Genomic DNA, 25,909 nt, shown 5'->3' with positions numbered 1-25,909 from the left:
CTGTGGGTAAGAAATGCACTGTCCGTTACTGATTATTTCTTGGTAATATCGTAACACTGCAGGATATCCCAGTCGCGGATATACAGTTTGCCATTGGCCACCACAGGGTGGGGCCAGGCTTTCTGGGAACTGCGTTCCGGTTGGTTGAACTTCCCTTTTTCCACATATTCTGCGGGGTTGGCTTCCACAAGGGCAATGCCTCCGTTTTCGCCACGGACAATCAGGTGGCCGTCCACGTAAACTACAGAACCTTTCCCAACGGAGCGTTCATCCCATTTAACTTCACCCGTTTTGAAATCGACGCAAATCAAGCTGCCACCGGTAGTTCCGTAAAGATAGTCACCCACCAGCACCACGCCACCGTGGTGGTTTTGGAACTTTTTAATGAAATATTTCTCATCTGCTTTGTAGTCATCGCCCGTTTTGCTGATCAGTGCCTGACCACCACCGGTACCATAAGCCGATGCGGCAAACACGAAGTTTTCCCGCACGATCGGCGTGGAGCAGTTGGCGGTACCATTCGCAGGGCTATCGTAGTGCCAGCGAACTTTGCCATCGGCTGCAGATACACCAATCACCCCACCAGAAACGAATTGCACGTATTGTTTTTCGCCAGCGATAGTGGCGACAATGGGTGATGAATAACCCGCGGTGCCGTAGCTGCGTTTCATTCCCACCAGGTCTTTGGTGGAAGCCTTCCAGACCACCGAGCCATCAGCTTTCTTCAAAGCAACAATGGTTGCATCAGTGGCACCTGGGGTGCAAATCAGCAGATCGCCATCAATCAGGGGCGATTCCGTATAAGCCCAGCCACCGGAATTGCCTTTGAAATCTTTCTTAAAGTCCACGGTGTATTTGATTTTGCCGGTATCAATGGCCACTGCTGCCAGAATGCCATTGGAACTGATGGCATAAGCCACACCATTGTCGATGGTGGGTGTGGAACGTGGGCCAGGGTAGCCACCAGCGGTAACGCCGACTTCCACTTCCCAAGCCACAGAACCATCTTTTTCATTTAGTGCGAAGATAAATTCTTTGCCACTGCCGCCGCGATTTTTTTTGCCACCCTGTTCTGCAGGTGGGGCTTCGGTTGGTTTGGAGCCCATCACAAAGATCTTGCCATTGCTGACCGATGGGGTGGAGTAGCCCGTGCCCAGCCCCTTGATTTGCCAGAGTTGCTTCGGGCCTGCTTCGGGCCATTCTTTCAGAATCCCTTTTTCTTTCGACAAACCAGTCCGGTCAGAGCCACGCCAGCCCGGCCAGTCGCCTGTGGCAGGATCCGCACCGTATGCGGTGGTGCCTGCAACTGCCAGCATCAGACAAATCAGAAAACGCATATGAAAATCCTCTCATTAATTGCCACTGTCCCGAAGCACTTTTCCGGGTATCAGTGGGGAAACCTTCTATCCGATTGAACCCCAGCACGTCTGAAAGGTTGCATCAGGTGGGAATCAATTTCTGTAAGTAGTTACGGGCCAGATTGATTTCGGCGGTTACTTCTTTCGTTGTATCCAGAATTGGCAACCCACGTGGGGTGGGGTGCATAAAGATTTCTACCCACCCCAAGTAGCGATTGTTGGCCAGTTCCGCAACGATTGGGCCGAAATCCAGCTTGCCACGCCCAGGCATTTGCTGCAGTTCCTGATCTTTGGGCATCTTTTTCATGCACCCATTCCCATACTGCCAGGCGTAAAACATTGCCACCCGTGGGCCTAAATCACGAATGATCTGCACCAGTAATTTTTCTTCCTGTGGCAGATGATAAGGTGCGAGAGCAATCGCCAGATTCTTGCTGGGCGATAATTCTGCCAGCCAGCGAATCGAATCGGGACTGAAAATGAGATTATTGCCATGATTTTCAATCGCGATGGTGATGCCCAGGTCTTCGGCCTGTTTCAGGTGGGGTGCCATTTTGCCCAGAAAGTCCTTAATGGCCGATTTCAACTTGTCGCCAGTCAGATCTTTGGGGCCCGCACCCCCCGTGACAATCGTGCGACAACCCAATTCTTTGGCAAGTTTCATCTCGTTGGTCAGTCCAAACGGTCCCAGCTTGTACTGGGTAATACATTCGAGTTTCACCTGGTGGTGCTTCAGCAACGCCTGAAATTTCTCCACCCCCATTTCATCCAGTTGTTCACGTTGATTGCCATGCACTTTGGGCCAGATATCCAGTCCCACCGCACCGATTTTGGCTGTTTCTGGCAATATTTCTGCCAGCGGTGCGTACCCGTACATGCAACTGGGCAGCAAATAGCGTGGCTGCCAGCCCGGTGCCGCACTTGTCAATGTCGGTAGTGCAGCGAATGATGTTGAGGCCAACACCGCGTGGTGAAACTGTCTTCGTGAGAGATTTTTCATGATTATTTCCTCACATTCCCCAGGCGATAGGTGCGGGCAACGCGGGTAATATTCCCTTGTTTGTCCTGCACCGAAACGGAAATTGTCCCACTGGGCAGGTCGGCAATCGGCTTTTTCAGTTCGTAACGCATAATGTCGGGCGTTTTGCCAGTCAACTGTTTCGCAAAATTGGTCCCAGGTGGGATGTCATCGATGGCGAAATCGGCAGTGATCGCCAGGCTGCCCGGTTCGATACCTGTGCCGTAATCGAACATCCCCACCACAATCTCAGTAAGTGGTGCAGTTGTATCCGCTGGCGGTGTCACGCTTAATGTGGGTCGAAGGTCATCACCAAACCAGCCATATTCTTTGGCATCCCGCGCGCGATCGTGGCTATCCATGTCGATTGGACAGCCCAGATCAATCCAGCGCACCAATCTACGGCGGTCTTCATCGCTCAGTGGCTTTACTTTCCCTGCCTGCACCGCACCAGGTGGAGGCATGATGGAACCCACAAAGTCGATATCGTAGTGGCTGCGGAATTTTTCTTTGTCCACCGGCTTACCCGCGATTGCAAGATCACCCGCACCCGGTTTCGATTCGGAAGGGTGGTCGTCATTCGAAAAACCATCCAGCCGTTTGCCATAGATTTTCCAAGTCAGCAAACTTCGACGAGACTGGAACTTACGCACATACCGAGAGGCATTGGGATAGCCCCAGCTATCGTAGGTGGGTGGCTTGTGGCCAAATTTTGCCCGCTCATCCTGCGCCAGCCGATAGTAAGTTCCAGGGAACTTCCCACGATTCTCTACGGAAACCAGTTCTGCATCAGCATCCAGATTCAGGTTGCCCGCAGGTTCCTTCCCATCACCGGTATTGTGGCAGGCGATACAGCTACGGGCCAGAATCGGCTTGATGTCGCGGTGGTATTCCACATCCTCGGCGTGGGGTGCAAATCGCAATCCGGTTGACTTGTCTGTGTCCCACTGTGGCTCGTTCGGCTGACGGTTTGAGGTCAATAATGGCGTTTTCTGGGTCAGATCCCACGGTTGGTAATCTGGTTTCGCCGCCAGCGTCAGTTGAAAATCAGTCGGCTTCTGGCTGTGGGCATGGCACCCACCGCAATCGTTGCGGATTTCGCCCGGTCGCAACTGGTGCCATGTCTGCGACATGTTCAGCACCATACCATCCCGATCCAGCGTTTGAAACGTAAATGGCGTATCGGCAGGGATTTTCGCCAAAAAGCTGGTATCCGGATTCTGATCCGGGTCCAGTGGCTGCTGCCCTTCAACAAACTTTCGTAGCGGGATCTCCCCCAGTACCCGCAGGCGTTCCTGTGCGTGGTTGAAAAATTGCCGACCCGATACCACGCCTTTTCGATCGGTGGTGGGTTCCATCGTCAGAATTCGTACCGCATGAATGTCCGAATTCTCATAAAGCCCAGCATCAGACCCCTGGTTGTGCCAGTTCAGTGGCATACCATTGCCGTGGCTGGTGAAGGCATCAAGCCCTTTCCAGCGATCGTTTTTACCTGCGTAGCTGCCAGTAACCTTCCCTTCTGCAACGGCACCGTTCGGGTAAGTTTCCCGCTTGTAGAAGCTGGAAGTGCCCACCAGAGCATAGGGACTGCCCTTCGGCAGGTGGGGCGATTTCGTGCCATCGTTGGCCAGCGTGGGCAGTTTTGTCGGTTCCGCAATGCCATGCACCGCTTTGTAAGGCACCACCGCCCGAGGCCAGCACTCATTGTAATTTGGGTCGTTTTTAATGAGAAACAGTTCCGCAGGCTCTTCAATCACCTTTTTGTTGGGAAAAAGATAAATCCCACCGTCAATCTGTGGCAGATGCTTGTACTGGTGGTTCACCGGACCTGGGGAATAGCATGTCAGCATTGTGCCACCCGGTGCTGCCGATGGGTGGGTGAACTTGCCCACTGCGGGCGATTCTTTCTGCCCCACAATAGATGGATCGGCAGGCCCTTCCCGGCCGTGGGTAAATGGGGTCATCGAAATCGATTTCAACGGCTTGAACGGCATCTGATACCAGTGCGGCTTGGCATTGTAGTGCCTGCCATAGCGCCAGAGTGGGTTTTTCGGATCATTCATCGCGGCAGGCCCGAAAGCGGGGTAACCTTCTTCATGATTCACTGGCACGTTGATGTACGCACCGAAACCGCTATTGTTCTGGTTGTAATACTCTTCCACCACGACACTTCCGTCGCTGAGCTGGGTCTGGAAGTGAAAGCCGTTTGGTGCCCCACCTGGGTCGAACGCACTGACCAGTGGTGCCCAGTTGGTGCCATCGGGATTGATCGTCCAGATGCCCCACAGGATATCGCCACGGGCCCCTTCCGATTCCAGCGAACTGAACATCAGCCGACCATCCCGCAGCACCACCGGGTGCAAGGCACCAGAAAGATTAAAATGACCAATCTTTTCCAGGTTGGCGGGGGTTTCCGTTTCGCCAATGCTGGTATCGCGGTCATCCATCACAAATAGTTGCAGGGCAATCGCCGGATAGCCTTTCGCTGGCCGAAAGCCATCCCGATTGGAAGTAAAGGCAATTTTGCCACCGGGCAGTGGGCACGCACCCATGTTGTAAACGCCCGTTTCAATGTAGGAGGTGCCTGGTTCCCCACTGCGGAAGGTGGTGCTCCATGGGGCGATGCCCGTATTGGGGGAAAATTGCTGGTTGGTCAGCTGCACAATTTTTCTGCTTTTCAGGTGAATCTTGAAAATATCCGCCCCCTGCTTCGGTGGATTCCACTGGCTGGCGTTCTTCAAGTAATAAATGTGGGTGAAATAGACCCAATGGGCGTCGAAAGAGACAAACGGATCGGTAATGGAGCCTTCCCCACCTGCGACCAGCAGTTCTTCCTTGCCATCGGGGTGCAGAAGCATCAGATCGGCCCCGGGTTCCATGGTCACCGGTGCGGAGAAATCGGCGAAGAACCGTTTATGAATCTCATCGCCCGCACGTGGGGCCCGCACGTAGACAATGTCGTAATCGTAGGCGATGTTCTTCGCCTCCCGAATGCTGGGGATCGAAACATTAATTTTTTGTGAGAAAAGCTGTTCTTTCTGTGCCAGCACGGTGGCTACGCCAATCAACAGCAGGGTATACAAAGAGGCCAGGAGAGTTCGCTTCTTCATGAGTTGCCAATTGCCTTCCGGTGGGGTTCAACTGCCCACCATCGTACCCGAAAAATGAAAAAAAATCAGAAAAAAGTGAAAAAATTTACGAAGTTGGTTTTTGGGGAAGCGAATCCGCAGAATCGCATAACTGAAAAGAAGCGATTCCTGCTCCAATCGCTTTCTTTAGCTATTCACAAATAGTATATTTCAACAGCGGAACATTTTTTCCGTCAAGACGTGGAAAGTTTAATCTGATTTAACGTCGTGGCGCTATCAGATTTTACTTCTTTTTCGCGTGTCTTACCTGAGAGTGACACCCAGCTTTGCCAATTCATTCCGGATCATATCGACATCCACACTCGAGTTGATTGCCCGAACAACTGCCTCATCTACTTGACACGATGCGAAGATTGCCTCGACTGGTCCGGCGGGAATATCTTTCCTTGTGTAATACTCCCTGGCCCAATCCAGATACGACTTTGCATCAGTGAATGCATGACTTTGAAGCAGGTAAGAAGACCATTCACCATCATCCGAGTCGTCTACATCACCCTGCCACCACTGATTGTCTGCTTTCGTTCGCCATATACAAAAAGTGGTCTCCTCGCGGCAAAACTCTTCTATTTCCAAGAGAGCCAACAATCCACTAGGAACTTCATCCATTATGCCTGGCCACACTTGAAACTCATCCCGATTGTGTGGGCTCATTGAGGATACATGATCGAAGCCTTTAAGTAGAAATCCATGTTGCTCATCAAAGAAGCATACTACCTCATCCCCAGATCCGTGGTCGATCTTCCCAATATCTAAACCTGGCAGAAAATTAGGCCGGTAAGTGTGGTATCGAGTTAATGGGTTCCGACACAATACCGTGTCGATGATGCTGGCAGCAACCAACCCCCAACGCAGGTCCTCCGGATGCACAGTAAAGTCCTTATATGGGACCATTTCAACATACCTCGTTGTTCCGAATGCTCTCGATTTAGCAAAGTCTCAAAAGTGGATTTGAAGCGATTTCCGCTCCAATCGCTTACGTTGGCCTCTTGCTGCCATTCCAATTGATATAGCACATTTGCTGGTCTTTAAGGAACTTATTGAGATTCCTTTGATTAAGGGTTGAATGACGTCTCTAATCATGCGATAATGCGGGACTTCCGCAAACACTCACCTTGGAGGATCAACAAACATGACCCGCCTTCTTTGCTGCACCCTGGTTCTGTTGGGCATTGGCATTATCCTCTATTCAGAAGAAGCCAAACCAGCCCCGCAGCCCAAAACAATATTTCACGGTCATGAAGAAGCAATCTATGCGGTTGCTTTTCATCCCAAGGCAAAATTTGCTGCCACAGCCAGTTTCGACCACAAGGTCAATATCTGGGATACCACCGATGGTCGCCTGGTGCGTGAATTTTCCGGCCCCAAGGCCCACAACAGCCTGGTGCTGGCTGTCGACTTTGACCATACGGGTGATCGCCTGGCTACCGGTGGCTCTGATAATCGAATGATGATTTGGGATTTCCCAAGGGAAACCCCCATGCAGGAATGGGATATGGCTGCTCCAGGCACCACCGTGGCGACCAGCCCCGATGGGAAGTTGGTGGCAGTGGGCAATCAACAGGGAAAGGTCAAACTCTGGCAGGTAGCCGATGGCAAAAGCCTGATCGACCTGCAGGCACATCAAGCTGCAATTCAATGCCTGCACATGAATAATACGATCTTGCTGACAGCTACTGCTGCCGGCGAAATGAAGCTCTGGAATATCGCCGATGCAAAACTGTTAGCGGTGTGGCATGCCCATATGCAGGTGTTACATGCTGCAAAAATCCATCCCAGTCAGCCGATTGTGTATACCACTGGTGCGGATGGACATGTGAAGTTCTGGCAATATCGCACGAACATTAACAAAGAGTATCTGGTGCCCGGCAATGGGATTACCAATGCCACCATCAGTACCGATGGCAATACCCTCTACGCATATTGCAAAGATAACACGTTGCGACAAATCAACCTGACGAATGGCCAAGTGGCAAGAACCTACACCGGGCTGGAAGGCACTTGCACCGCACTGGCAGTGTTTCCAAACAACAGCTATCTGATTGCTGGCAATGAAGCTGGTGTACTGTACTGCTGGACCAATTCCAACGGACAGTTACTTGCGAAATGGCCTGGTCACTCGATGGCGGTGCAGTACCTGCAGACTCAGACAAACAACACCCAATTCATCAGCAGTGGCAAAGATGGAGTAATCCGCCTCTGGAATATTCCTAAAGAAGAAAAAAAAGTAGCACTACCCGCTGTGCCTGCCACAGCCAGCTATACACCAGACGATGCCCGCCTGGTCATCAGCAGCACAGACAAAATTGTCCGTTTGTGCAATGCCAGCACGGGTGCGGTGGAAAAACAGTTTACTGGCCTGACGTTGCAGCCCACTTCAGCAATTGTGCATCGCGATAATCAACACATACTGACTTCCACCCCCGATGGTCGTGTTCAAGTCTGGAATATCAACAGCAGCCAGCAGGTGGGGGTCTTTGATGGCCACACGGGAATTGTTCCCGCACTCACCAGTGCACCAAATGGACAGGTGGTTGCGACAGGTGGCGAAGATGGCACTTTGAAGGTATGGGCAATGCCACCCACCAAACCTGTAACATTTGCCCACGCATCCGAAGTAGAAATGCTTGTCATATCGGCCGATGGCAACCGTATATGGACTGTAGCCAGTGATAAACAGATCCGCACCTGGCCGACAAACAATCCCAGTGCCCAGACACTTTTGACCGCAAAGGCCGCCATCCGCACGTTTGCCGTGAGTTCTGATGGAAATCGCATTGCCTACACCACGGATGATGGGGTGCTCAATCTCCGTGATGGCGCAAAAGATCTGCCACCAGTTTCATTAAAAGTGCCGATTACCAGCATCACCTGGAGTGCCAACAACCAGACGGTGCTTGCTGGTGGCAATGATGGGAATATCTACCCGGTTAAATTGAGCGATGGCAAAGAATTGCCATCTGCCAAAATTGCGGATAAACCAGTTCGCACACTGATTCGTGGTGGCAGCAACGACTGGTTATTCTGTCTGTGTGATAGCGAAGCGGTGGTACGTATTCACCAAAGTAGCGATTTGAAGTTCGTGAAATCTATTGATACTGTTGCTGGATGTAAACGGTTTGTAGTTTCGAAAGATGGCAAGTTGCTGTGTGCTGTTTCCGACAAACAAGTAATTGTTCGTGAAGTGGAAACCAACAAGCAGCTTGCAACGAAAACCCTGGAGCAAAAGATCACATCCTGCGCCATCTCGCCAGATGGGCAACGAATCAGCATCGGTCTGGAAAATGGCAAAGTAATGTTGCTGGATCAGGCGTTGGTGTATCTGGAAAGCTTTACCCACGACAAGCCAGTAACTGATCTGGTTTTTCATCTCGATAACAAGCGGCTCCTTTCTTCTTCATCAGATAAGCAGGTGCAGATGTGGTCTCCACAATTAAAATGGGCGACTTCCTCCACAAAAGCAATTCGTTCTGTAGCGATCAGTGCCAATTCCGATCGTATTGCTTTTACCGGCGATGATGCGAAAGTTCATCTGTTGGAAATATCCACAGCGAAGCAGGTAGCGGAATATTCTGGTAAAACCGTTGGGAAAATCGTTGATTTCCTGGGCACAGCGAATGATCACCTGGTGACTGCCTGGAATGATGCCGAAGTGCAACTTTGGAAAGCATCCGAGACGCAAACGAGTTGGAAAGTGTTGGGAAGTCCCGTCAATGTGAAAATTTCTGCGGATGCCAAAATGGCTGCGGTAGTATCCCAGGCTGGTGCGAACTATCACTTACAGGTCTTTGCAATTTCACCTCAGGTGGGGGAATTGCAGGCAGCACGCACTTGGCAGATGCCGATTTCCGCGGTGCACTGGCTGAAAGACAACCGCACATTAAATGTCAGTCTGGCAAATAAAGAACAGTGGTCGTTTGATACACCCGGCATGGCCGCCCTGGTGCCGCACCAGCAGGGCACGCCCCACGTTGGCCTGCACCTGGGACAGAACTTTGTTTACACCATTGATGCGGAACATGCATTCAAGAAATGGGACTTTGCCACATTGAAAGAGGTGGCACCTGCTCGAAAGTTACCACAAGCTGCTGATGCGTTTGCGATCAGCACTGATGCTACGTTGCTGGCTGTCGCTCAAGGAAAAAACGTGGTCATTTCACAGGTGACTGATGGCAAGGTGGTTGCTGAGATTGCGTTATCAGCAAAAATTGACCGACTGCAATTCAGCACCAATAAGCAAATGCTGCTCGTAGAATCTGCCGATCAGTTGGTGAGTGCATACGATGTTGCAACGGGGCAGTTTCGACAGGGTTATCAGACTGACAGCAATCACTTGCAGGCATTTTTGCACCCCACCCAGCCCCAGGCGGTAATCATAGACAAAGTAGGGAATATCAGCATTCAACAGGATCTGTTCACTCGAGATATTGCGGTGTCTGGCAAAGAGCTGCAGGCACTTAGTATCTCCAGTAATGGTGCGTCACTAGCTGTTGGGGGTAGTGAAGGAATTGCGTATCAATTGAATACAGGTAATGGTAATATCGATCGGAAGTATGAAGCGATTCCTGGCAAAATTACTGGATTGGATTTCAGTAATAATTCCCAGTTGCTTGCGGTGGCAAGCGATGAAAAGCTGGTGAGAATGTATCAGGTGAATGTGCCTGAGCCCAAAGAACTGCTGAAAACACCCTGGGTAGCAAAACAGATCCAGTTTTCGCCGAACGGTCAGATGCTGCTTGGCATTGGCGATGATGACCAGGCAATTGCCTGGGATGTCGCTTTCCAAATCAATCAACCAACTCCGCCAAATTTTGGCAAGGTGGTGCAAACCATGAAGCACCCTGGTAAACTCGCAGCAGCAGTGTTCGCCAGCGATAGTATCATTTTCACCAATGCTCTGGACAATAAAGTACGACAGTGGAAACTGGCATCAATGGATCCATTGGTGAATTTGAACTACCCCAACATTGTCGATACGGTGGCATGGTCCGAAGATGGCAAGCAGATCGCGGTGGGTGTGCACAATGGCCAGTTATTTATTTATGATCTGGAAAAGAAAAACAATGTACGCACGATTGAAGCCCACAGAAAACCAGCCGATCAGCCGATTTACCGTGTCCAGTGGGTGCCTGGCAAAGCACAGATATTGACCACCAGCCTCGATCAGACGATGAAGATCTGGGATGCTACTAACGGTAACATGGTAAAAGAGTTTAAAGCATTTGATGCGAAGACATTTCCCAGGGGGCATCAGGATCAGGTGTTTGCGGCAGCGTTCAGCAAAGATGGTCAGTTAATAGCTTCGGGATCAAATGACCGCACATTAAAACTCTGGCGGGTAAGCGATGCCACGGTCATTCGGGAATTTCAGCACCCGGACTTTATGAGTGATCCCGGTCGCTCCCACCCAGGTGGGATTTATTCCATCCGCTTTACGCCCGATCAGACGAAATTAATCACTTCAGGGCCTGGCTTGAAAGGTACTGGGCATATTGCCATCTGGTCTGTGAATGATGGCAAATTATTACAGGCCTGGAATGTAGAACGCGGCCCCGTTTATGGCATCGATATTTCCCCCGATGGGAAGTGGATCATTGCCGGGTGTGGGCCACGCGTACGGCAATCTGACACTCCAGACGCCTTAATGTTTGTTATCCCATAGTTTTTGTGTTTCCCAGGGTTGAAGCTGGCTCCAGAAGCTGCCAGCAATACCACAACATTCTTGGCAGGTGGTAGGGGCCTTTCCACATATTGCCTTTTAAAGTAGTTGATATCCGCCCATCGCGGTGGAGATAACCATACCACTCCCCGTATTCTGGGTCGGGAAAATTTTGAAAACTCCAATCATGAACCTGGCGATGCCATTCCGCGTATCGCGGCTGGCCTGTCAGTTTCCAGGCCAGCAGGGTAGCGATGATTGCTTCACAGTGGGGCCACCAGAACTTCATATCGTGCCAATATTCCTGCACAGGCTTGTTTTTTAAGTCGCGAAAGTAAAAAATTCCGCCGTATTGCTCGTCCCAACCCCGCTTCCACATCCAGTCCAGGATCTGCAAGCCAAGTTCGATGTAATGTTGATTTCCGCGGTGTCTGCCTTCGTGCATGATAAACCAGGCACATTCCAGAGCATGTCCTGGGTTCAACTGTCTGCCATCAAAGTGATCCAGCACTTCACCATCGGCACCGACTACTTCAAGGAGTGCTTCATATTCCACCTTCAGAAAATGCTTTTCGATCTGCTCGATGCTCCAGTCGATCCATTCGGTGCAGGTACGCTGCAGGGTAATCACTTCGCCCAGGTGGGCACGCAGTTCCTGCGCTGTTGCCAGACAAAACATGTATGGCCCAATACCGAGTGTTGGGCGGGTCGTGGGGTCTGTCTTGGGAAGAGATTTACCATTTCCAAATGAATATTCGAGGTAGGTTACAAAATAATGCTGGGCATCTGTTGCAGCTCGCTCATCGCCTGTTGCCCTGGCATATGCGGCATTGGCCATGGCTGCAAATGCCTCACTGTAGACATACCGCCTGAGACGCAGTGGCTGCCCGTCGCGGGTAACAGTGAAATACAACTTGCCAGTCGGAGACGCTCCGTGCTGGCGCAGAAAATCGATACCACTTTTCGCGGCATCAAGCCATTCAGATTTCTTCTCACTCGTGTTGAAAAGTGTAGAGAACATCCATGCACCACGACCTTGAAACCAGACGGACTTGTCCGTGTCGATCACTGTTCCGTCGCGGTCGAGAGCTGTCAGGTAACCACCATGTTCATGATCCATTCCATAATGTAACCAAAACGGTATCACATCATTGAGGAGGGCGTTTCTGTATGTTCGGGCAAAGGTTGCATGGCCCTCTGGCGTTGTCACGTCCATTTTTTACTCCAAAAGCCAAGCAAGTGGAAAGCGGACAAACACGAGGCCTTCTCCGTTCTCATACAGGATGCCGACGCTTCCGTCTTTCAATACGGTCATGCACGAATACATCGCTGTACCAGGATCGAGTAGTTTGCCGGTGCTCCAGGTTTTGCCGCTGTCTTTGCTCGTCCGGATAGTGAGATGATCGCGTTGCTTGGCGTTATTCGGGTTAGATAGGATCAATTCTCCATGCGGATGGCTGATCATGCTTGCCATACAGGTCGGGTCGATTACATCTAGCCAGTGATCACTCCATTTTCCTTTGGTGATGGTGTCCTTCCATTCCCAGCGTGCCCAAACACGTTTCCCCACGCGATTTTCATTGCGCATGGACAAGAGAAGTGAACCATCGGCTAATTGAGCGATCGAGCTTTCGCTGGTCGGTGGATTCCCAGGTACCGCTGGAGGCGAAATTGTCCAATTCTTGCCACCGTCAGTGCTCGCGACAAAGCACGAATGCGGAATCTTGTCTTTCCCCTTGTATTGAGCAGGAAAAAGTAGTGTGCCATCATTCAATTGAATGCCGTTGCCGGGGCCTTGGAAGCACAGTAACCAGTCCTTGTCCTTCACTTGCGGGGTAATGCTGACCGGTTTCGACCATGTCAAACCGTCGTCGGTGCTATGAGAAATGACAAACTGGCCTGTTTCTTCTGGTGTTAGGCCTGGGCCGCTACCAAACCACGCACGGTTACCTTTCGACCAAAGTGCCGCAACAAAGATCGTTCCAGTTTTACGATCAACGAGAATTGCCGGGTCGCCAACACCATTCCCCCTGGAACCGGCCACACTCGCATCGTAATCCATGATCCGCTTCATCTCGCTCCAGGTTTTGCCATCGTCCGTTGAACGCATCATCCCTACATCAATATCGCCGGGTAAATCAGCGCCGTTCTTGTGGCGGATATCGAACACCGCAATGAGCGTTCCCTTTGGTGTCGTGGCTAAGCCGGGAATGCGGTAAGTGTGGACATTGTCATCGCCATTTTTGCGGATAACAGTTCGAAACAACCTTGGATCATCCGGTATCGTCTCGGCTTTTGGTTGCTTCTCCACGGGCAGCTCTGTCGGATTGCCCCACTTGTTTTTGAGGTATGTTGACACCGCCTTGAGTTCCGCGGCATCAATAACACGGTCGTAGACAATGGCTTCGGCAATGTCGAATTCCAGCCCCGATTTGATGGCGACATTGGTACCGAGAATAAACCCACTGAGTGGACTCGTTGCCTTCGTGGTTACGGTTTTCAGTTTGTCGCCCTGGAAATGTGAAATGGTCGTGGCATTCGCGGTCTTCTTGAAAGTCCATGTGTGAACCTGCCATTCGTTCGTTTTTGCCTCGTGAGTGGTCACATCGGCCAAGTCCGCATTCTTGATTGGTGGTGGCTGAACGCCAACCTGCCACTTGCCATCGCGTATCTGAGCACGAGTCATGCCGGTATTGGTCGAACCATCAAAGAGAAATCCATCTGCCTTTGCTGCAAGTCGAAGGTATGCGACGACCGTGCGTTCGTTCGATAGTGATCCCCAGGAGGTGGACGTTTGCCAGAGCGCAGACTTGCCATCGAAACGAATAACGGTCTGATCACCGGTGGGTGTGCTGACGCGAACCACTCTCGGTGTGCCCACAATGTGCGTGAGAGAGCGGGTGGTTGGTGTTCCCACAGTAGTCACCCACTCCGTGACTTTGTCACCACGAGCTTTCACACCATCTTGTTGGTACCAGGCGTACATTTTGCTGGCAGGCAGTTCATCGTTGTTCCGTGCCCCGCAGTAGGTCTGCACGGTGTGTTTTTTTGTGTTGACGATATCTGGAATGCGAAATTGCCTGTTATCCTTCAGTCCAGCAGGAAACAAATCGACTTGATCCAGACTCGGTTCAGCCGCAATGGTGGTCAATGCAAGCAGGAGAATAACGGAACAACACGAATATCGCATGTGGAGTACCTCGTTGCTAAATGCCTTGCTGTGTGTCTCGAAATCAGGATCGGGAGTATCTCAAGTTTTCATTTTTTGTATCGTGGTGATTGGATGATTGATCAACGATTGATGCATCAACAATCAGCCATTGTCTGGCGAATACTTTACATATCAACAAACAGCCAATTTCTAGCGAATACTTTACATATCATTGAATCGCCAAATGGCGAATCCTTGACATATTAACTAACTTTTTGGATGTGGATGTTTGTCGTTATTCAAAATTCACCCGGATGCGGAAGAGTTCCCCGCCTGCAAACTCCAGTTTCACCTGGTGCTCTTCGATTTCCAGTCCCGTAAATGGCTGATCGTCACCATCGAGCAGCACGGCGCTGACAGGTGGGCGAAAACAGGCAAAGTAGGCAATACCACCGTGCAGGCCACTGGTTTCGAGGAAGGTCACAATAATTGCCCGTTGGCCATCGGGTGTGGGAGTCATGTTCAGCATTGCCAGATTCGGTGAATCCACCTGGAACAACCAGCCTGTCGCACCCGTGGGAGGTGGGCCTTTTTCTGTGGGAATCATGGTTACCGGAGTGGTAAAGCCAATCGCACTCTGCAGGGGATAATCACGATCCAGCAACACCCCAAGTTCAAAATGGGTTTCCTGTTCCCCTTCGGGAATCAGAATCAGGTCCATCATGCGTGAACCGTTTTTCTGCAGAAATGGCAGCCCGCCAGTCAGAATGGTGGTGGTGGAGCGACCGTATTTAATTTCCAGAAAATCCGGAGTCTGTGGGCGGGAATGCTGAGTAGCAAAAGACAGTCCACTGATGCCACGAAACAGGGCAGAATGTTCATCTCGCCAGGCGAAGCGTGCACCATAATAAGCATGCCACGGATAACCCGTAGGTGGGTGCGATGGGCGAATTGTGATACTGATTTCCAGCAGCGGCCGCATCAGCCACGCACGCAGATGTAATGTGAATTGGGCCAGTTCTTCGTGCTGCTCGTTCAGGATGACACCATCAGACGCAATTTCGCCGAGGGCTGTCCCCTGGTGGATGATCCGCACGCCTCGACCTTCACATCGACTACCCGGATTATAGACCAACTGCATCCCCATCCGTGGGATCTTGTTTTTGATGTCTCGGATCAGTTTCAGGCAGCCAGTTGCCGGATCAATTTCCGCTTCGAAAAATTCATTCCTGACCAGATTTCCTTCTGCCGTGCGGATCCGCAGTTTCGGTGCAACAGCCTGATCGTTCCTGGGAACCCAGGCAAAACCAAGTGGGGGAACTTCCACAACCACTTGAGTGCGTTCGTTGTCCCACTGAACGGCTTTCACCGGATCTTCCAGCGGAATCCTGCCACTCTGCTCCAGGTCGACTGCCACCCGCCTTGTGAAGGCACATGGATTGAGCACCAGCCATCCGGGGGTATTGGGGGCCGAACGGGACTGAATCCGATTTGCAAGTGCCTCCGGCCAGTACATGTGTGATTGGGAGTTGACAGAATCATTTTCCAACAGATGAGAGCTTTCTAACGATTTCTCGGTAGCCTGCAACTTTTCCCACGCGGAGTGATCTTCCGCACCCCACGTGGGGTTCAGTGCACGGTGGATGGCGGCAAAAGTCTGCCGGATATCAATTTCCCGCCGATATTGGGTGAAGCGGGCAAACGCACTGACAGGGTCGGAACATTTTGTATTGACACGGGCTTCCAGGTGATCGGCAAAAAAATCATCCGCATTGGTGATGCCGATGTAATCCCCCGCCATCGCACTACCAAAATATTCAGAGAAGGTCATCCACTGACCCAGTGCGGGTGAAATCTGGCTCAGGGAAAGCCAGTCTTCATAAATCGGGTGGGCAGTCCCATCGTTGTGGATGAAGGCCAGCGTGGGTGTAGAATCCTGGCTGATTGATTCGTGCAGGTGGTATACCAGATTAAAAAACGATTCCGCTTTGTTTGCGGGCAGGGGTTTGCGACAGAAGGCATCGGTCGATTTGCCATCTGGAGCTGTCCAATTAATGATGGTCGCACGGAAGGAAGGTGTTACCGCATCTTCTGCTGGCACCAGCAGCACTCGTTTGTAGCCGGTGCACTGGGCAAGTGAAGGCACCATGGGGTGTTCCGATGCACTGGTGCGTGCCAGGATATCAATTCGGCCTAAATTCAGTTCGGCAGCTAATTTTCGCCCGGTTTGATAGTTCCACAATTCGGAATTGATTGGCAGCAGGGCATCCGGTCGTTCGGTAAAGATCCCACCAACCAGTTCGAGGGTGGGTGGTTGAATCGCTTCATCCAGTCGTTGACGCACCTGTTCCAGCCATGCCTGATCGGTGGTAGCAAGCTGTTCCAGCGTGGCACCATTCACCAGAATGTTGGTAGGGTGAGACAACTGATAGCCCACAGGAGGATTCGCACAATCTTCTGAAGTGCGAATATGCCAGATATCGAGCAGCAGAATAGGCATCGAATAGAGTACATCGCGGGCACTCATCAAACGCATGGTGGCCTGTTCCAGGTGGAAAGTCCATGCCTGTTCGGGATTCTCTGAGATCAACGCCTGAATCGCAGCCTGCACATCCGCCCAGAATCCTTCATAATCCAGTAGTTTCTGGTGGTCCATCGCCTCAAAAAGTGCATCGATCACCAGATACATAAATCCCAGGCCTAAAAACGGTCGCACCTGATCGTGTGGCAGATCAAGCAACCTTGCCTGTTCAGGATGACCAAAAAATGGCTTGCCTTGTACCGATTCAGCAGATTGTTGAAAGGCAGTTCGAAGATCCAGGAACGCTTCTTCCCGCGAACCGGTCGTTTTGACCGACAAGGCCCCCACTTCCAGGCAGGTTTCCAGCCAGTTTTCCGACATATACTGAGATGGTGATTCCGGCAGAGCGTAAATCTGCCCAGGTTTCGGTGGGTCGTAATCGTAGACAGAATCTACCACCGGTGCTGCGTTTGAGTTCCAGAGAACTGCCGGATGCCACAGCACCGCCAGCCCACTTAACCAGGACGCCATTTCATCCTGATTCAGATAAACCGGATGGTGGGTAGGCAGCCGATATGGCGAAAGCAGAACTCTTTTTGGATCAATCATCGTCTTTAAGTTGTCAATACAGTATGTCAAATATCATAGAAAGTGATCCCCAAACGAGTTTGTTTATCCGTTGAGAATATTGCTGTGACGCAGATGATAGACAGGGAAAAACAGAAGAAAGTCAGCATCCTGAAGCAAAAGATCGCCCAGGCCTTACATTTGAAGCAGTGGAAAGCAGCCTATGACCTGGCGCAGGAAATTGTGCTGATCGATGCCGACCCTGTCAATCACACCCACCTGCGCGAAGTAGTGCTGAAAATCATCCGCAATCTCCTGCATTTAAATAACAGCGCGCAATTAATCTGGATTTTCCGCCAGGTCGATTTGTTGCCCTACAACTTGGATGAGTGGGGAGTTGAAATCATTTCCTTGCGGATTCAGGCGGGACAGTTGGAAGCCGCCCAGAAGATGTTAGCCAATCACCCGGAGTTCCATCAGGAATTACTCGTGTTTCTGGCAGACGATGCAATCCGCAAAGGAGATCCCTCCCAACTTCCAGAAGAATGGCGCCCGCACTATTCGCTGGTGATGGGGGCATTGAAAGCATACGAAAGTCGAAACGATCAAGAGGCGATCAGCCAGCTTGATGGAATTGGATTGAAGTCCCCCTACCTCTCATGGAAATTGCTGATTCGAGGGATGGTTGCGTGGGCCAATAGCGATGATGAGCGAGCAGAAGAAAACTGGAAACGGTTAAAGCCCGGGTTTGCTCCCGCACTGCTTGCCGAAACTCATCGGCAGATGTCTGGTGGGAAGCAATCTACCAGTGTTCGAAACAATTCGTCACCTGATGTGAAAGAACTGCTTCGAGTTGAAAATCAACTTCTTGAGGAAATGTCGTACGAAAGTGGTTTGGAAATCGCAGGCAGACTGACCAAAAAGCTGGAATCGGCATACCCGGGGATTACCGATGCCTGTGCCACGATCTTTTATTGGAATCTGGCCAAATGCCCCATCAGGTATTCATCGGAAATGTGCGATATGTATCTGCGTACGTTCTCGCTCCCAAAGTTCGACCCGGGTTTCTGTCGATTGCGTTCATTACAGGTAAAGTATCCTATTCTGAGATGCCATTATCTCGCTGCTTATGCGGAATTACTTCCCAACACACCACTATTTCAGAATAATCCTGCGTTACCAAAGGCACTTGCCAGAATATGGCAGGAAATCGCGGTGCATTTCCCGAATCACACTCCAGATGTCCCGAATGAGCTGAAAAGTCTTCTGCCCAAAAAATGGTTAAAGTCGAAGTGGAACCTTCAACTGTCAGAAAATTATGATGCCAGTCTTACCAGTAAGCTGGCGTGTATTTCCCGGGCAATCGATTGTTCGCCTGAAAGTTCGAATGTCTGGCAAGGGTATTTCAATTTTCGATTTGCAGATCCTGTGCTGAATGCTAAAGCCGAATCAGATCAGCTAAAAGCGCGATGTCTGGAAGCAATCAAACGTTTCCCGCATAATCGTGAACTGATGTCGTTTTGCTGTGCGACTGCGAATCAACTTGGGATGCCTGAGTTGCCAGGAATCCTTGATCTGTTGATTCCACTGACACCAGAACCGCAATTTCTGAAGATTGTTCGGCACCATCTATCCTGGACAGAACTTTTACTGCAGAAAAAATCAAAAAAACCTCTGGAAGTTGAGGATTTCATCGAGCGATATCAATCAAGTAACATTCCCACCATCAAATTAGCAGCGTTGGGGATGAAGTTTGCCAATTTGACAAAAAGCAAAGAGATCTCGGCTGCGAATGAGATCCTGAACGAAATTCGATTGCAGTATGCAGATTACCCTGTTACGGTAGCATTTACTGTATATGCATGTTCTGCTGTGTTGGGTGTCACCAAGAAGACGCTGGATCCTTTGAAAAAATCCTATCAGGATTTGTTGGATGATAGCAAATTACTCTGGAATGAATGGGTGTTGCTGTTGCCGATCCTGAGCCACTTTTTTCAGCAGCCCACCAGCCCATTCACAGGTTTTGGGCCACTTCACAAAACTCTGTTTACTATTTTTGTAGACCAACAAAAAGCTCAACGACCTCCTGATAAAGCAACTCGCCTGATGGTCGATTTGATCGAGGGAGGCGAGTATTATGCCGTTTTTTATCTAGAGAAATACATCAAAGAAAAATTTGCACGCAACAAACAACACCTTCAATTTACTGTTGCTACGTATCTCATAAAAATGATGGCGAAACTTTTTGCTATCGAGCTTCCCAGAGTCTGTTATTCCATTACTCGTCAATGGGAAGATGGTTATCTCAGTGAGCATCCCTTAGAACAGAAACTATGGAAGGGTGTTTACCAAAATTTTCTCCTGATCCACCCGGGAGCAATCGCAGATTACCTTCAGGATCAGATCTCCGACAAACACGATTTTATTAAGATGCTTGAGGAACTACTGTGAAAAACCCATTCGCGGTGCTTGGCATGGAAGTCACCACTGATACTGCGCTGATCCGTAAACGCTATCTGGAACTGGTGCGGGCACATTCACCAGAACGCGATCCTGAGCGTTTCTCTGAAATCAGCGAAGCATACAATCGTGTGCGTGACCTGGACCAGTGCCTTGATTGGATTTTGTTCGAAAACGACGAAAAATTGACCCTGGAAGACTTTTTGGAGACAGTATCTTGTCCGACGATCCGCAACCGGCTTTCAATCAATCAGATTCAGTCGCTCATGGGCAGAACCGAATCTTGAGCGAGCAAGAAATTGAATCTGCACTGGCAAGTTTTCGCACCTGGCTAACGGAAATGCCAGATGCTGGTGCGATCGATCTGCCTGCGGACTTACCACCAATCGATCTTCTAACCATTGTCGAACAGTTCACTGCCTTACGGCAGGAAGTGAATCTGTTAACCAAGGCCACACGATCCAGCAACGAATTGAGCCAGCAGATCCAGGAGCAATATCAGCAGGCCTGTGCGTGGATTGGCCAGCGGCCGGAGCGGTCTTATCCCCCACCTGCGGAGGTGGCAAAACCGTTATTGAAGTGCCTGGTCGACATTTACGACTATCTGGAACTATCGCTCACTCAGGTGGTGCGGCAACGGCACCAGTTTGACGAGGCTTTTGAGCAGATGCAGGCACTTCTGGAGATCGACATTCCCGAAATTCCCGAACTACCCGTGGGATCCAGCGTGGGACGGCGTCGAACCTCCACAAAAGCCCCCTGGTGGGCTTTCTGGGCGTCAAAAAGCCCCGCACCAACAGCAGATGAGGAAACTTTCACGGAATCCGGAGACCCCACTGCCGCAATTCAGGAGTGGCGGGAAGAGCTTGCTTCCCAATTTGCCCAGGTGCGTGAAGAACTGTTGACCCAGAATCAGCAGACAATCGGTGGGCTGGATGGGTTGATTACCGGATATCAAATGAGTTTGAACCGGATTGATCGGATTCTGGCCGATGTGGGGATGGAAATCCTACCCACTGATGGGGAAATATTCGATCCCCAATACATGGAAGTGGTGGAAACGGTATCCGATCCCGATGAACAGCCCAATACGGTTTGCGAAACCGTGCGACGGGGTTATCGCTGGCAGGGGGGATTGTTTCGCTATGCTCAGGTCAAGGTGGTGCGTGCGGTCAATTAAGCCCAAAGAGTTTCCGGATCGCATCCAGAAGGGAATTCTGGTTGCCTTCCCGTGCAGACTGGCTTAACACGCTGATCGGTCCGTGAAGCAGACGGTTCTGAAAAAGCCGAAACGCTGCTTCAATATCTTTCCGCTCTTTATCTGATAATTTGCCGTTCAATTTGGGCATCAGGTCCGCCAGAATCTGCTGGCGTTTTGTTTCAAATTCTTTGGTCAGTTCCGCAATCACTGGCCCACTTTTCCGTCGCGACCAGTCTTCTTCAAACTGCTTCACTTCCTGGGCAACAATTGCCTCGGCCTGGTCGATGTAACCTCGTCGGCGGGCAATTGCCTGTTCCCGCACTGCCTTTAAGTCGTCGATATTGAACAAAAAGGTCGATTCCGCATCGTGAATCGCGGGATCGAAGTCGCGTGGGACAGCAATATCCAGAATTACCGTGGTTTTTCTGCCTCGTTGTGCCCGCACCGCAGCGTAACGTTGTTTCGTGACAATCACTTCTGGTGAACCGGTGGTGCTGAGTATAATATCCGCCTGCGTCAGTGCCTCATCGAGGTTTTCCCACGGAACAGCGGTCCCATTGCACGCATCCGCCAGCAACTGGGCTTTCTCTGGACTGCGGTTGGTAATTAAAATGCGTTTTGGTGCCAGTTCCTGCAAATGTTTCAGGGTCAATCGCCCCATTTTGCCCGCACCAATCACCAGCACATTCTTGTCGCTGAAATGGTCAAACACCTGGCAGACAAAATCCACGGCCACGCTGGAAACGGAAACATGGCCTTCCGCAATCGGTGTTTCGGTGCGTACCCGCTTGGCAACACGCTGGGCCGCCTGAAAGAGTGCATTCAGAAACGGCCCTGTGTGGCCGGCACGCATCGCACTTTCAAAAGCATCTTTTACCTGGCCTGCGATCTGGCCTTCACCCACAATCAGACTGTCCAGGCTTGCTGCCACTCGAAACAGGTGGGCAATCAGGCCTTGGTTCTGTCGTTCCACCAGGTGGCTGGAAATCAATTCCGGTTCAATGTGATGGATTTCCCCAAAATATTCAGCAATCAGGCCAATTTCCGGTAATTGCTCCCCATCCCCACGTGCCATGTACAATTCCACGCGGTTGCAGGTGCTCAGCAGCACCGTTTCTGCCCCAAAGCGGGCACTGAGTTCATTGGTGCAACGGTCGCGCAATGCATCATTGAATGCAAGCTTTTCACGAAGTTCAACGCTGGCAGAGTGCACCGAAAGTCCAAATCCGGCCACATTCATGGTTTCACCCCCGGTGCAAAGGGGTGGGAGGCAAGCAGCGAGCACAACATCAGCACGAAGCAAGCAATGGTGAACCAGGCAAGCCTTCTGGAAGCAACTGATGTGGAATAACGTAGATAAATCAGCAGGACCATCGTCAGCCATAAGCCCGCTGTGGCGACGATTTTTGGCGTTGTCCATTGCTGGTTGGCAAATTCTGTCCAGGGTAAACGAAGAATACCCAACAACAGGCCAACCGTCAGGAAAGGCATCGCCAGATAGATCCCGCGGCGATTCATATCTTCCAGTCGTTCCAGATTAAGCAGCTTAAAGCCACCAAGTAGTGCTTTTTTCTGCCGCAGTCTTCGCGACTGAATCAGGTACATGATGCTGGCGAGAAACCCCATGGTAATCCCCACGTAACCCAGCAGTAGCAGGAGGCCGTGGACGGTGCCCCAGAAGTGGTTACCGCTGAACCAGGTGGTGGATTGATCGGCACGGAAACCGTACGAAAGTCCCACCAGGATAATGACTAAAGGCAAAACAAACACTGCCCACACGCGGGTGCGACTGTGCACCATTGCGGACAGATAAAACACCCCAAAGACCCACCCTAAGAGCAATAACGAACCGTGAGCATTGGCAGCAGTGGGGTGGTAGACAATCAGGTAAATTGTGTGGGCAATCAGGCCTGCAACGCCAAACAGAACGCTGGTCACTTTCAGCCACCGACGGGGCATCATCAAAAAGATGATCTCCGCCAACAGAGAAACCAGGTAACTGAGACCAAAACAGGTGTGTGTGATCCCCATAGGTGTGTTGATGGCCCGTAAAATCACATTTTATGGCAACTTGCCCCACTTCGCCATCGAAAAACTGGTTTTTGCCGTGTAGAACAGATCTCCTGTCTGGACTTGTTCAAGTACACAGTCTGCAGCTACGTTTTCATTACTACCCCTTGAATGCAGAAATCAGTTGCACTCCAAATGTCATTCTGAGCGCAGCTAGGGTGAATAGACATATGCCCACCACAAATGCAATATACAAATATATATCCTTTTGAGAGTCGCCATTGCGAGATTATTTTGATGAAAATGGCAAAATGGCGGAAAAAAGTTGAAAATGGCGACCCGGACAGACAATTCCAGCAGTCGTAGTGCTGGGTGAAAACCATTTCTGTGCGGATTGATCAGTGTGGTAATCAGAAGAACTCAGCCTCATCAATTATGAAACTTATCTCATTTCCCTTGCCATTTACCAAAAATTGCCAGAAAAATTGAAAGAGCACTTTTCTTGTACTCTTTAGGTCGCTAATATAGTAGTAGATTGGTACTCTTTTCACGTGGGACGTTGGCCATGATCACACTACTGAGCCGGAAAGTTGATTATGCCCTGCTGATTTTGTCCCACCTGCATGAAAGGCAGCACCAGGGGCAGAGTGCTCGCGAAATCGCTGAGCGGTTCAGTTTAAGCAAGGCATTTATTGCCAACATTCTGAAAGAACTTTGCCAGAAAGGCTTTGTTGTTAGCCAGCGTGGGGTGAAAGGGGGCTATGTTCTCCAGCGTCCTGCCGACCAGATCCACTTTACTGACCTGTTAGAGCAGTTGGAAGAGGGGTTTCGGATTGCAGAGTGTACTCACACCGAAGGGGAAGAGCGGCCCGCGTGTACACTGGAGCACCAGTGCCCGATCCGCACCCCGATGATGCAGATACACCGCCGCATGATGAAAGTTTTTCAGGGACTGACCCTGGCTGAACTATTTGCGGACATTGTTGATACAAATGTGAATTTTCCATCGCGATTGCAGTTACTTCCTGCAACGGCGACGATCTGATAAGGGATACCAGACACCAATGAGTAGCGAATTGCGATTGCCGATTTATATGGACAATAACTCCACCACACGTACCGATCCGCGAGTGGTGGAAGCAATGCTGCCGTATTTCACGGAACATTATGGGAACGCTGCCAGTCGCAGTCACCCATTTGGCTGGCAGGCAGAATCGGCTGTTGATGAAGCCCGCGACCAGATTGCCTCCATTATTGGTGCCACCGGCAAAGAAATCATCTTTACCAGTGGGGCCACCGAAAGCAACAATCTGGCCATCAAAGGCGTTGCCCAGATGTATAAGAAGCGGGGCAACCACATTATCACAGTGGTAACCGAGCACAAAGCCGTACTGGACCCCTGCAAACGGCTGGAAAAAGAAGGTTTTGACGTAACTTATCTGCCTGTCGATGCTTACGGCAGAATTACTGCAGAACAAGTGGAGCAGGCGATCACCGACAAAACCATTCTGGTAACGGTGATGGCTGCCAACAACGAAATCGGCACCGTCCAGCCAATTGCGGAAATTGGCAAAGTCTGTAAAGCCAAAGGTGTTTTGTTTCACACTGATGCAGTGCAGGCAATTGGCAAGATTCCGATTGATGTTCAGGCGATGGGTATTGACCTGTTAAGCCTGACTGGGCACAAAATTTATGGCCCGAAAGGAATTGGTGCCCTGTATGTGCGTAAAAAAGACCCCCGCGTTCGTCTGGAACCGATGATCGATGGTGGTGGGCATGAGCGTGGCATGCGTTCTGGCACCCTGCCCGTCGCACAGATTGTTGGGCTGGGTGTCGCCTGCAAACTTGCTGAAATGGAAATGCCCACGGAATCCAAGCGGTTGTTGGAATTGCGTGAGCGCTTGCGGGCTGGCATCATGGATCAGTTGCCGGAATCGTACCTCAATGGCCACCCCACAGAACGGTTGCCGGGTAATGCCAACATCAGCTTTGCATATGTGGAAGGCGAAGGCCTGATGATGGGGATCAAAGATGTTGCTGTTTCTTCCGGCTCGGCCTGTACCAGTGCCAGCCTGGAACCCAGCTACGTCCTGCGTGCACTGGGTGTGGGTGACGAGTTAGCCCACAGCAGTATCCGATTTGGCCTGGGCCGGTTCACCACGGTGGCGGAAGTTGACTTTGTTGTCGATCTGGTGGTGCGGGAAGTGAATCGTTTACGGGAAATGTCGCCTCTGTATGAGATGGCACAGGCGGGAATCGATCTGAAGACGATCGCCTGGACAGGACATTGATTGGGTTGGCACAGCGACATTGAATGGCAACATTGCCACTAACCTATAAAATATAAGGAGTTTACGACGAATGCCATACAGCGAAAAGATTTTAGAGCACTACAACAACCCTCGTAATGTGGGAAGTTTCGATCAGAACAGCCCCCAGGTGGGCACTGGTCTGGTGGGGGCACCTGAGTGCGGCGACGTGCTGAAACTGCAGATTCTGGTGAACCCGGAAACCGGCATGATTGAAGATGCCCGCTTCAAGACCTTTGGTTGTGGCAGTGCGATTGCTTCCAGCAGTCTGGCAACCGAATGGTTGAAGGGCCGCACGATCGATCAGGCGATGGAACTGAAAAACACCGAAATTGTGGAAGAGCTTTCTCTCCCACCAGTGAAAGTGCATTGTTCCGTGCTGGCCGAAGACGCCATCAAAGCAGCGATCAACAACTACAAACAAAAGCAGGAAACTGCTGCCCAGCCAGAATTGGCCGCAGCACACTAATCGCCGTAACTTACGAATTGATAACTACTTAACAGAAGGA

16 protein-coding genes are annotated in these 25,909 nt (G+C 50.8%); 7 read left to right on the top strand and 9 right to left on the bottom strand.

Annotated features, from left to right (window positions below):
• Positions 1-32: 32 nt before the first annotated feature.
• The 4 genes from R3B84_02630 to R3B84_02615 all read right to left on the bottom strand — a co-directional run bounded on the left by R3B84_02630 (position 33) and on the right by R3B84_02615 (position 6,416).
• The gene (locus R3B84_02630; GenBank protein MEZ6139444.1) at positions 33-1,337 is read right to left on the bottom strand and encodes a PQQ-binding-like beta-propeller repeat protein; all 1,305 of its coding nucleotides are present in this window, start codon (positions 1,335-1,337) and stop codon (positions 33-35) included.
• 103 nt (positions 1,338-1,440) lie between these two features.
• Positions 1,441-2,358 (bottom strand): sugar phosphate isomerase/epimerase, encoded by a 918-nt coding sequence (locus tag R3B84_02625; protein MEZ6139443.1) that lies wholly within the window; start codon positions 2,356-2,358, stop codon positions 1,441-1,443.
• A gap of 2 nt (positions 2,359-2,360) precedes the next feature.
• A complete protein-coding gene (locus tag R3B84_02620; GenBank protein MEZ6139442.1) occupies positions 2,361-5,486 on the bottom strand; it encodes a hypothetical protein in 3,126 nt (1,041 codons plus the stop codon).
• 282 nt (positions 5,487-5,768) lie between these two features.
• Positions 5,769-6,416 (bottom strand): hypothetical protein, encoded by a 648-nt coding sequence (locus R3B84_02615; GenBank protein ID MEZ6139441.1) that lies wholly within the window; start codon positions 6,414-6,416, stop codon positions 5,769-5,771.
• A 238-nt stretch (positions 6,417-6,654) separates the two neighbouring features.
• On the opposite strand from R3B84_02615, the gene R3B84_02610 reads away from it, so the two are divergent.
• On the top strand, positions 6,655-11,184 hold the full coding sequence (locus R3B84_02610; GenBank protein MEZ6139440.1) for a WD40 repeat domain-containing protein: 4,530 nt from the start codon (positions 6,655-6,657) through the stop codon (positions 11,182-11,184).
• On the opposite strand, the gene R3B84_02605 is transcribed toward R3B84_02610, so the two are convergent.
• The 3 genes from R3B84_02605 to R3B84_02595 all read right to left on the bottom strand — a co-directional run bounded on the left by R3B84_02605 (position 11,174) and on the right by R3B84_02595 (position 17,384).
• A complete protein-coding gene (locus R3B84_02605; GenBank protein ID MEZ6139439.1) occupies positions 11,174-12,301 on the bottom strand; it encodes an AGE family epimerase/isomerase in 1,128 nt (375 codons plus the stop codon). The two genes, R3B84_02610 and R3B84_02605, sit on opposite strands and share 11 nt — an antisense overlap.
• Before the next feature lie 99 nt (positions 12,302-12,400).
• A complete protein-coding gene (locus R3B84_02600; GenBank protein MEZ6139438.1) occupies positions 12,401-14,371 on the bottom strand; it encodes a sialidase family protein in 1,971 nt (656 codons plus the stop codon).
• A 256-nt stretch (positions 14,372-14,627) separates the two neighbouring features.
• A complete protein-coding gene (locus R3B84_02595; protein ID MEZ6139437.1) occupies positions 14,628-17,384 on the bottom strand; it encodes a hypothetical protein in 2,757 nt (918 codons plus the stop codon).
• Positions 17,385-17,555: 171 nt separating this feature from the next.
• On the opposite strand from R3B84_02595, the gene R3B84_02590 reads away from it, so the two are divergent.
• From R3B84_02590 to grpE, 3 genes are read left to right on the top strand one after another with little or no spacing between them, the layout of a single operon-like run.
• A complete protein-coding gene (locus R3B84_02590; GenBank protein MEZ6139436.1) occupies positions 17,556-19,871 on the top strand; it encodes a hypothetical protein in 2,316 nt (771 codons plus the stop codon).
• A complete protein-coding gene (locus R3B84_02585) occupies positions 19,868-20,167 on the top strand; it encodes a J domain-containing protein (protein ID MEZ6139435.1) in 300 nt (99 codons plus the stop codon). Before R3B84_02590 ends, R3B84_02585 begins: the two co-directional genes overlap by 4 nt.
• Complete coding sequence (grpE, locus tag R3B84_02580; GenBank protein MEZ6139434.1) at positions 20,164-21,060, top strand: nucleotide exchange factor GrpE; 897 nt, start codon at positions 20,164-20,166, stop codon at positions 21,058-21,060. Before R3B84_02585 ends, grpE begins: the two co-directional genes overlap by 4 nt.
• On the opposite strand, the gene hemA is transcribed toward grpE, so the two are convergent.
• Positions 21,053-22,321, bottom strand: coding sequence for a glutamyl-tRNA reductase (gene hemA, locus R3B84_02575; protein ID MEZ6139433.1), 1,269 nt, complete (start codon positions 22,319-22,321; stop codon positions 21,053-21,055). The two genes, grpE and hemA, sit on opposite strands and share 8 nt — an antisense overlap.
• Positions 22,318-23,064: a cytochrome c biogenesis protein CcsA gene (ccsA, locus tag R3B84_02570; protein ID MEZ6139432.1), complete on the bottom strand. Its 747-nt coding sequence runs from the start codon at positions 23,062-23,064 to the stop codon at positions 22,318-22,320. Before ccsA ends, hemA begins: the two co-directional genes overlap by 4 nt.
• Before the next feature lie 592 nt (positions 23,065-23,656).
• On the opposite strand from ccsA, the gene R3B84_02565 reads away from it, so the two are divergent.
• The 3 genes from R3B84_02565 to iscU all read left to right on the top strand — a co-directional run bounded on the left by R3B84_02565 (position 23,657) and on the right by iscU (position 25,869).
• Positions 23,657-24,136, top strand: coding sequence for an Rrf2 family transcriptional regulator (locus tag R3B84_02565; protein ID MEZ6139431.1), 480 nt, complete (start codon positions 23,657-23,659; stop codon positions 24,134-24,136).
• Between the two features lie 19 nt (positions 24,137-24,155).
• The gene (locus R3B84_02560) at positions 24,156-25,382 is read left to right on the top strand and encodes an IscS subfamily cysteine desulfurase (GenBank protein ID MEZ6139430.1); all 1,227 of its coding nucleotides are present in this window, start codon (positions 24,156-24,158) and stop codon (positions 25,380-25,382) included.
• Between the two features lie 70 nt (positions 25,383-25,452).
• Positions 25,453-25,869: a Fe-S cluster assembly scaffold IscU gene (iscU, locus tag R3B84_02555; GenBank protein ID MEZ6139429.1), complete on the top strand. Its 417-nt coding sequence runs from the start codon at positions 25,453-25,455 to the stop codon at positions 25,867-25,869.
• Positions 25,870-25,909 lie beyond the last annotated feature (40 nt).

The organism is Zavarzinella sp. (genome assembly GCA_041399155.1).
Classification (GTDB): Bacteria; Planctomycetota; Planctomycetia; order Gemmatales; family Gemmataceae; genus JAWKTI01.
The sequence above is the reverse complement of the archived record's forward strand: the minus strand, read 5'-3'. Positions and strand labels throughout refer to the sequence as shown.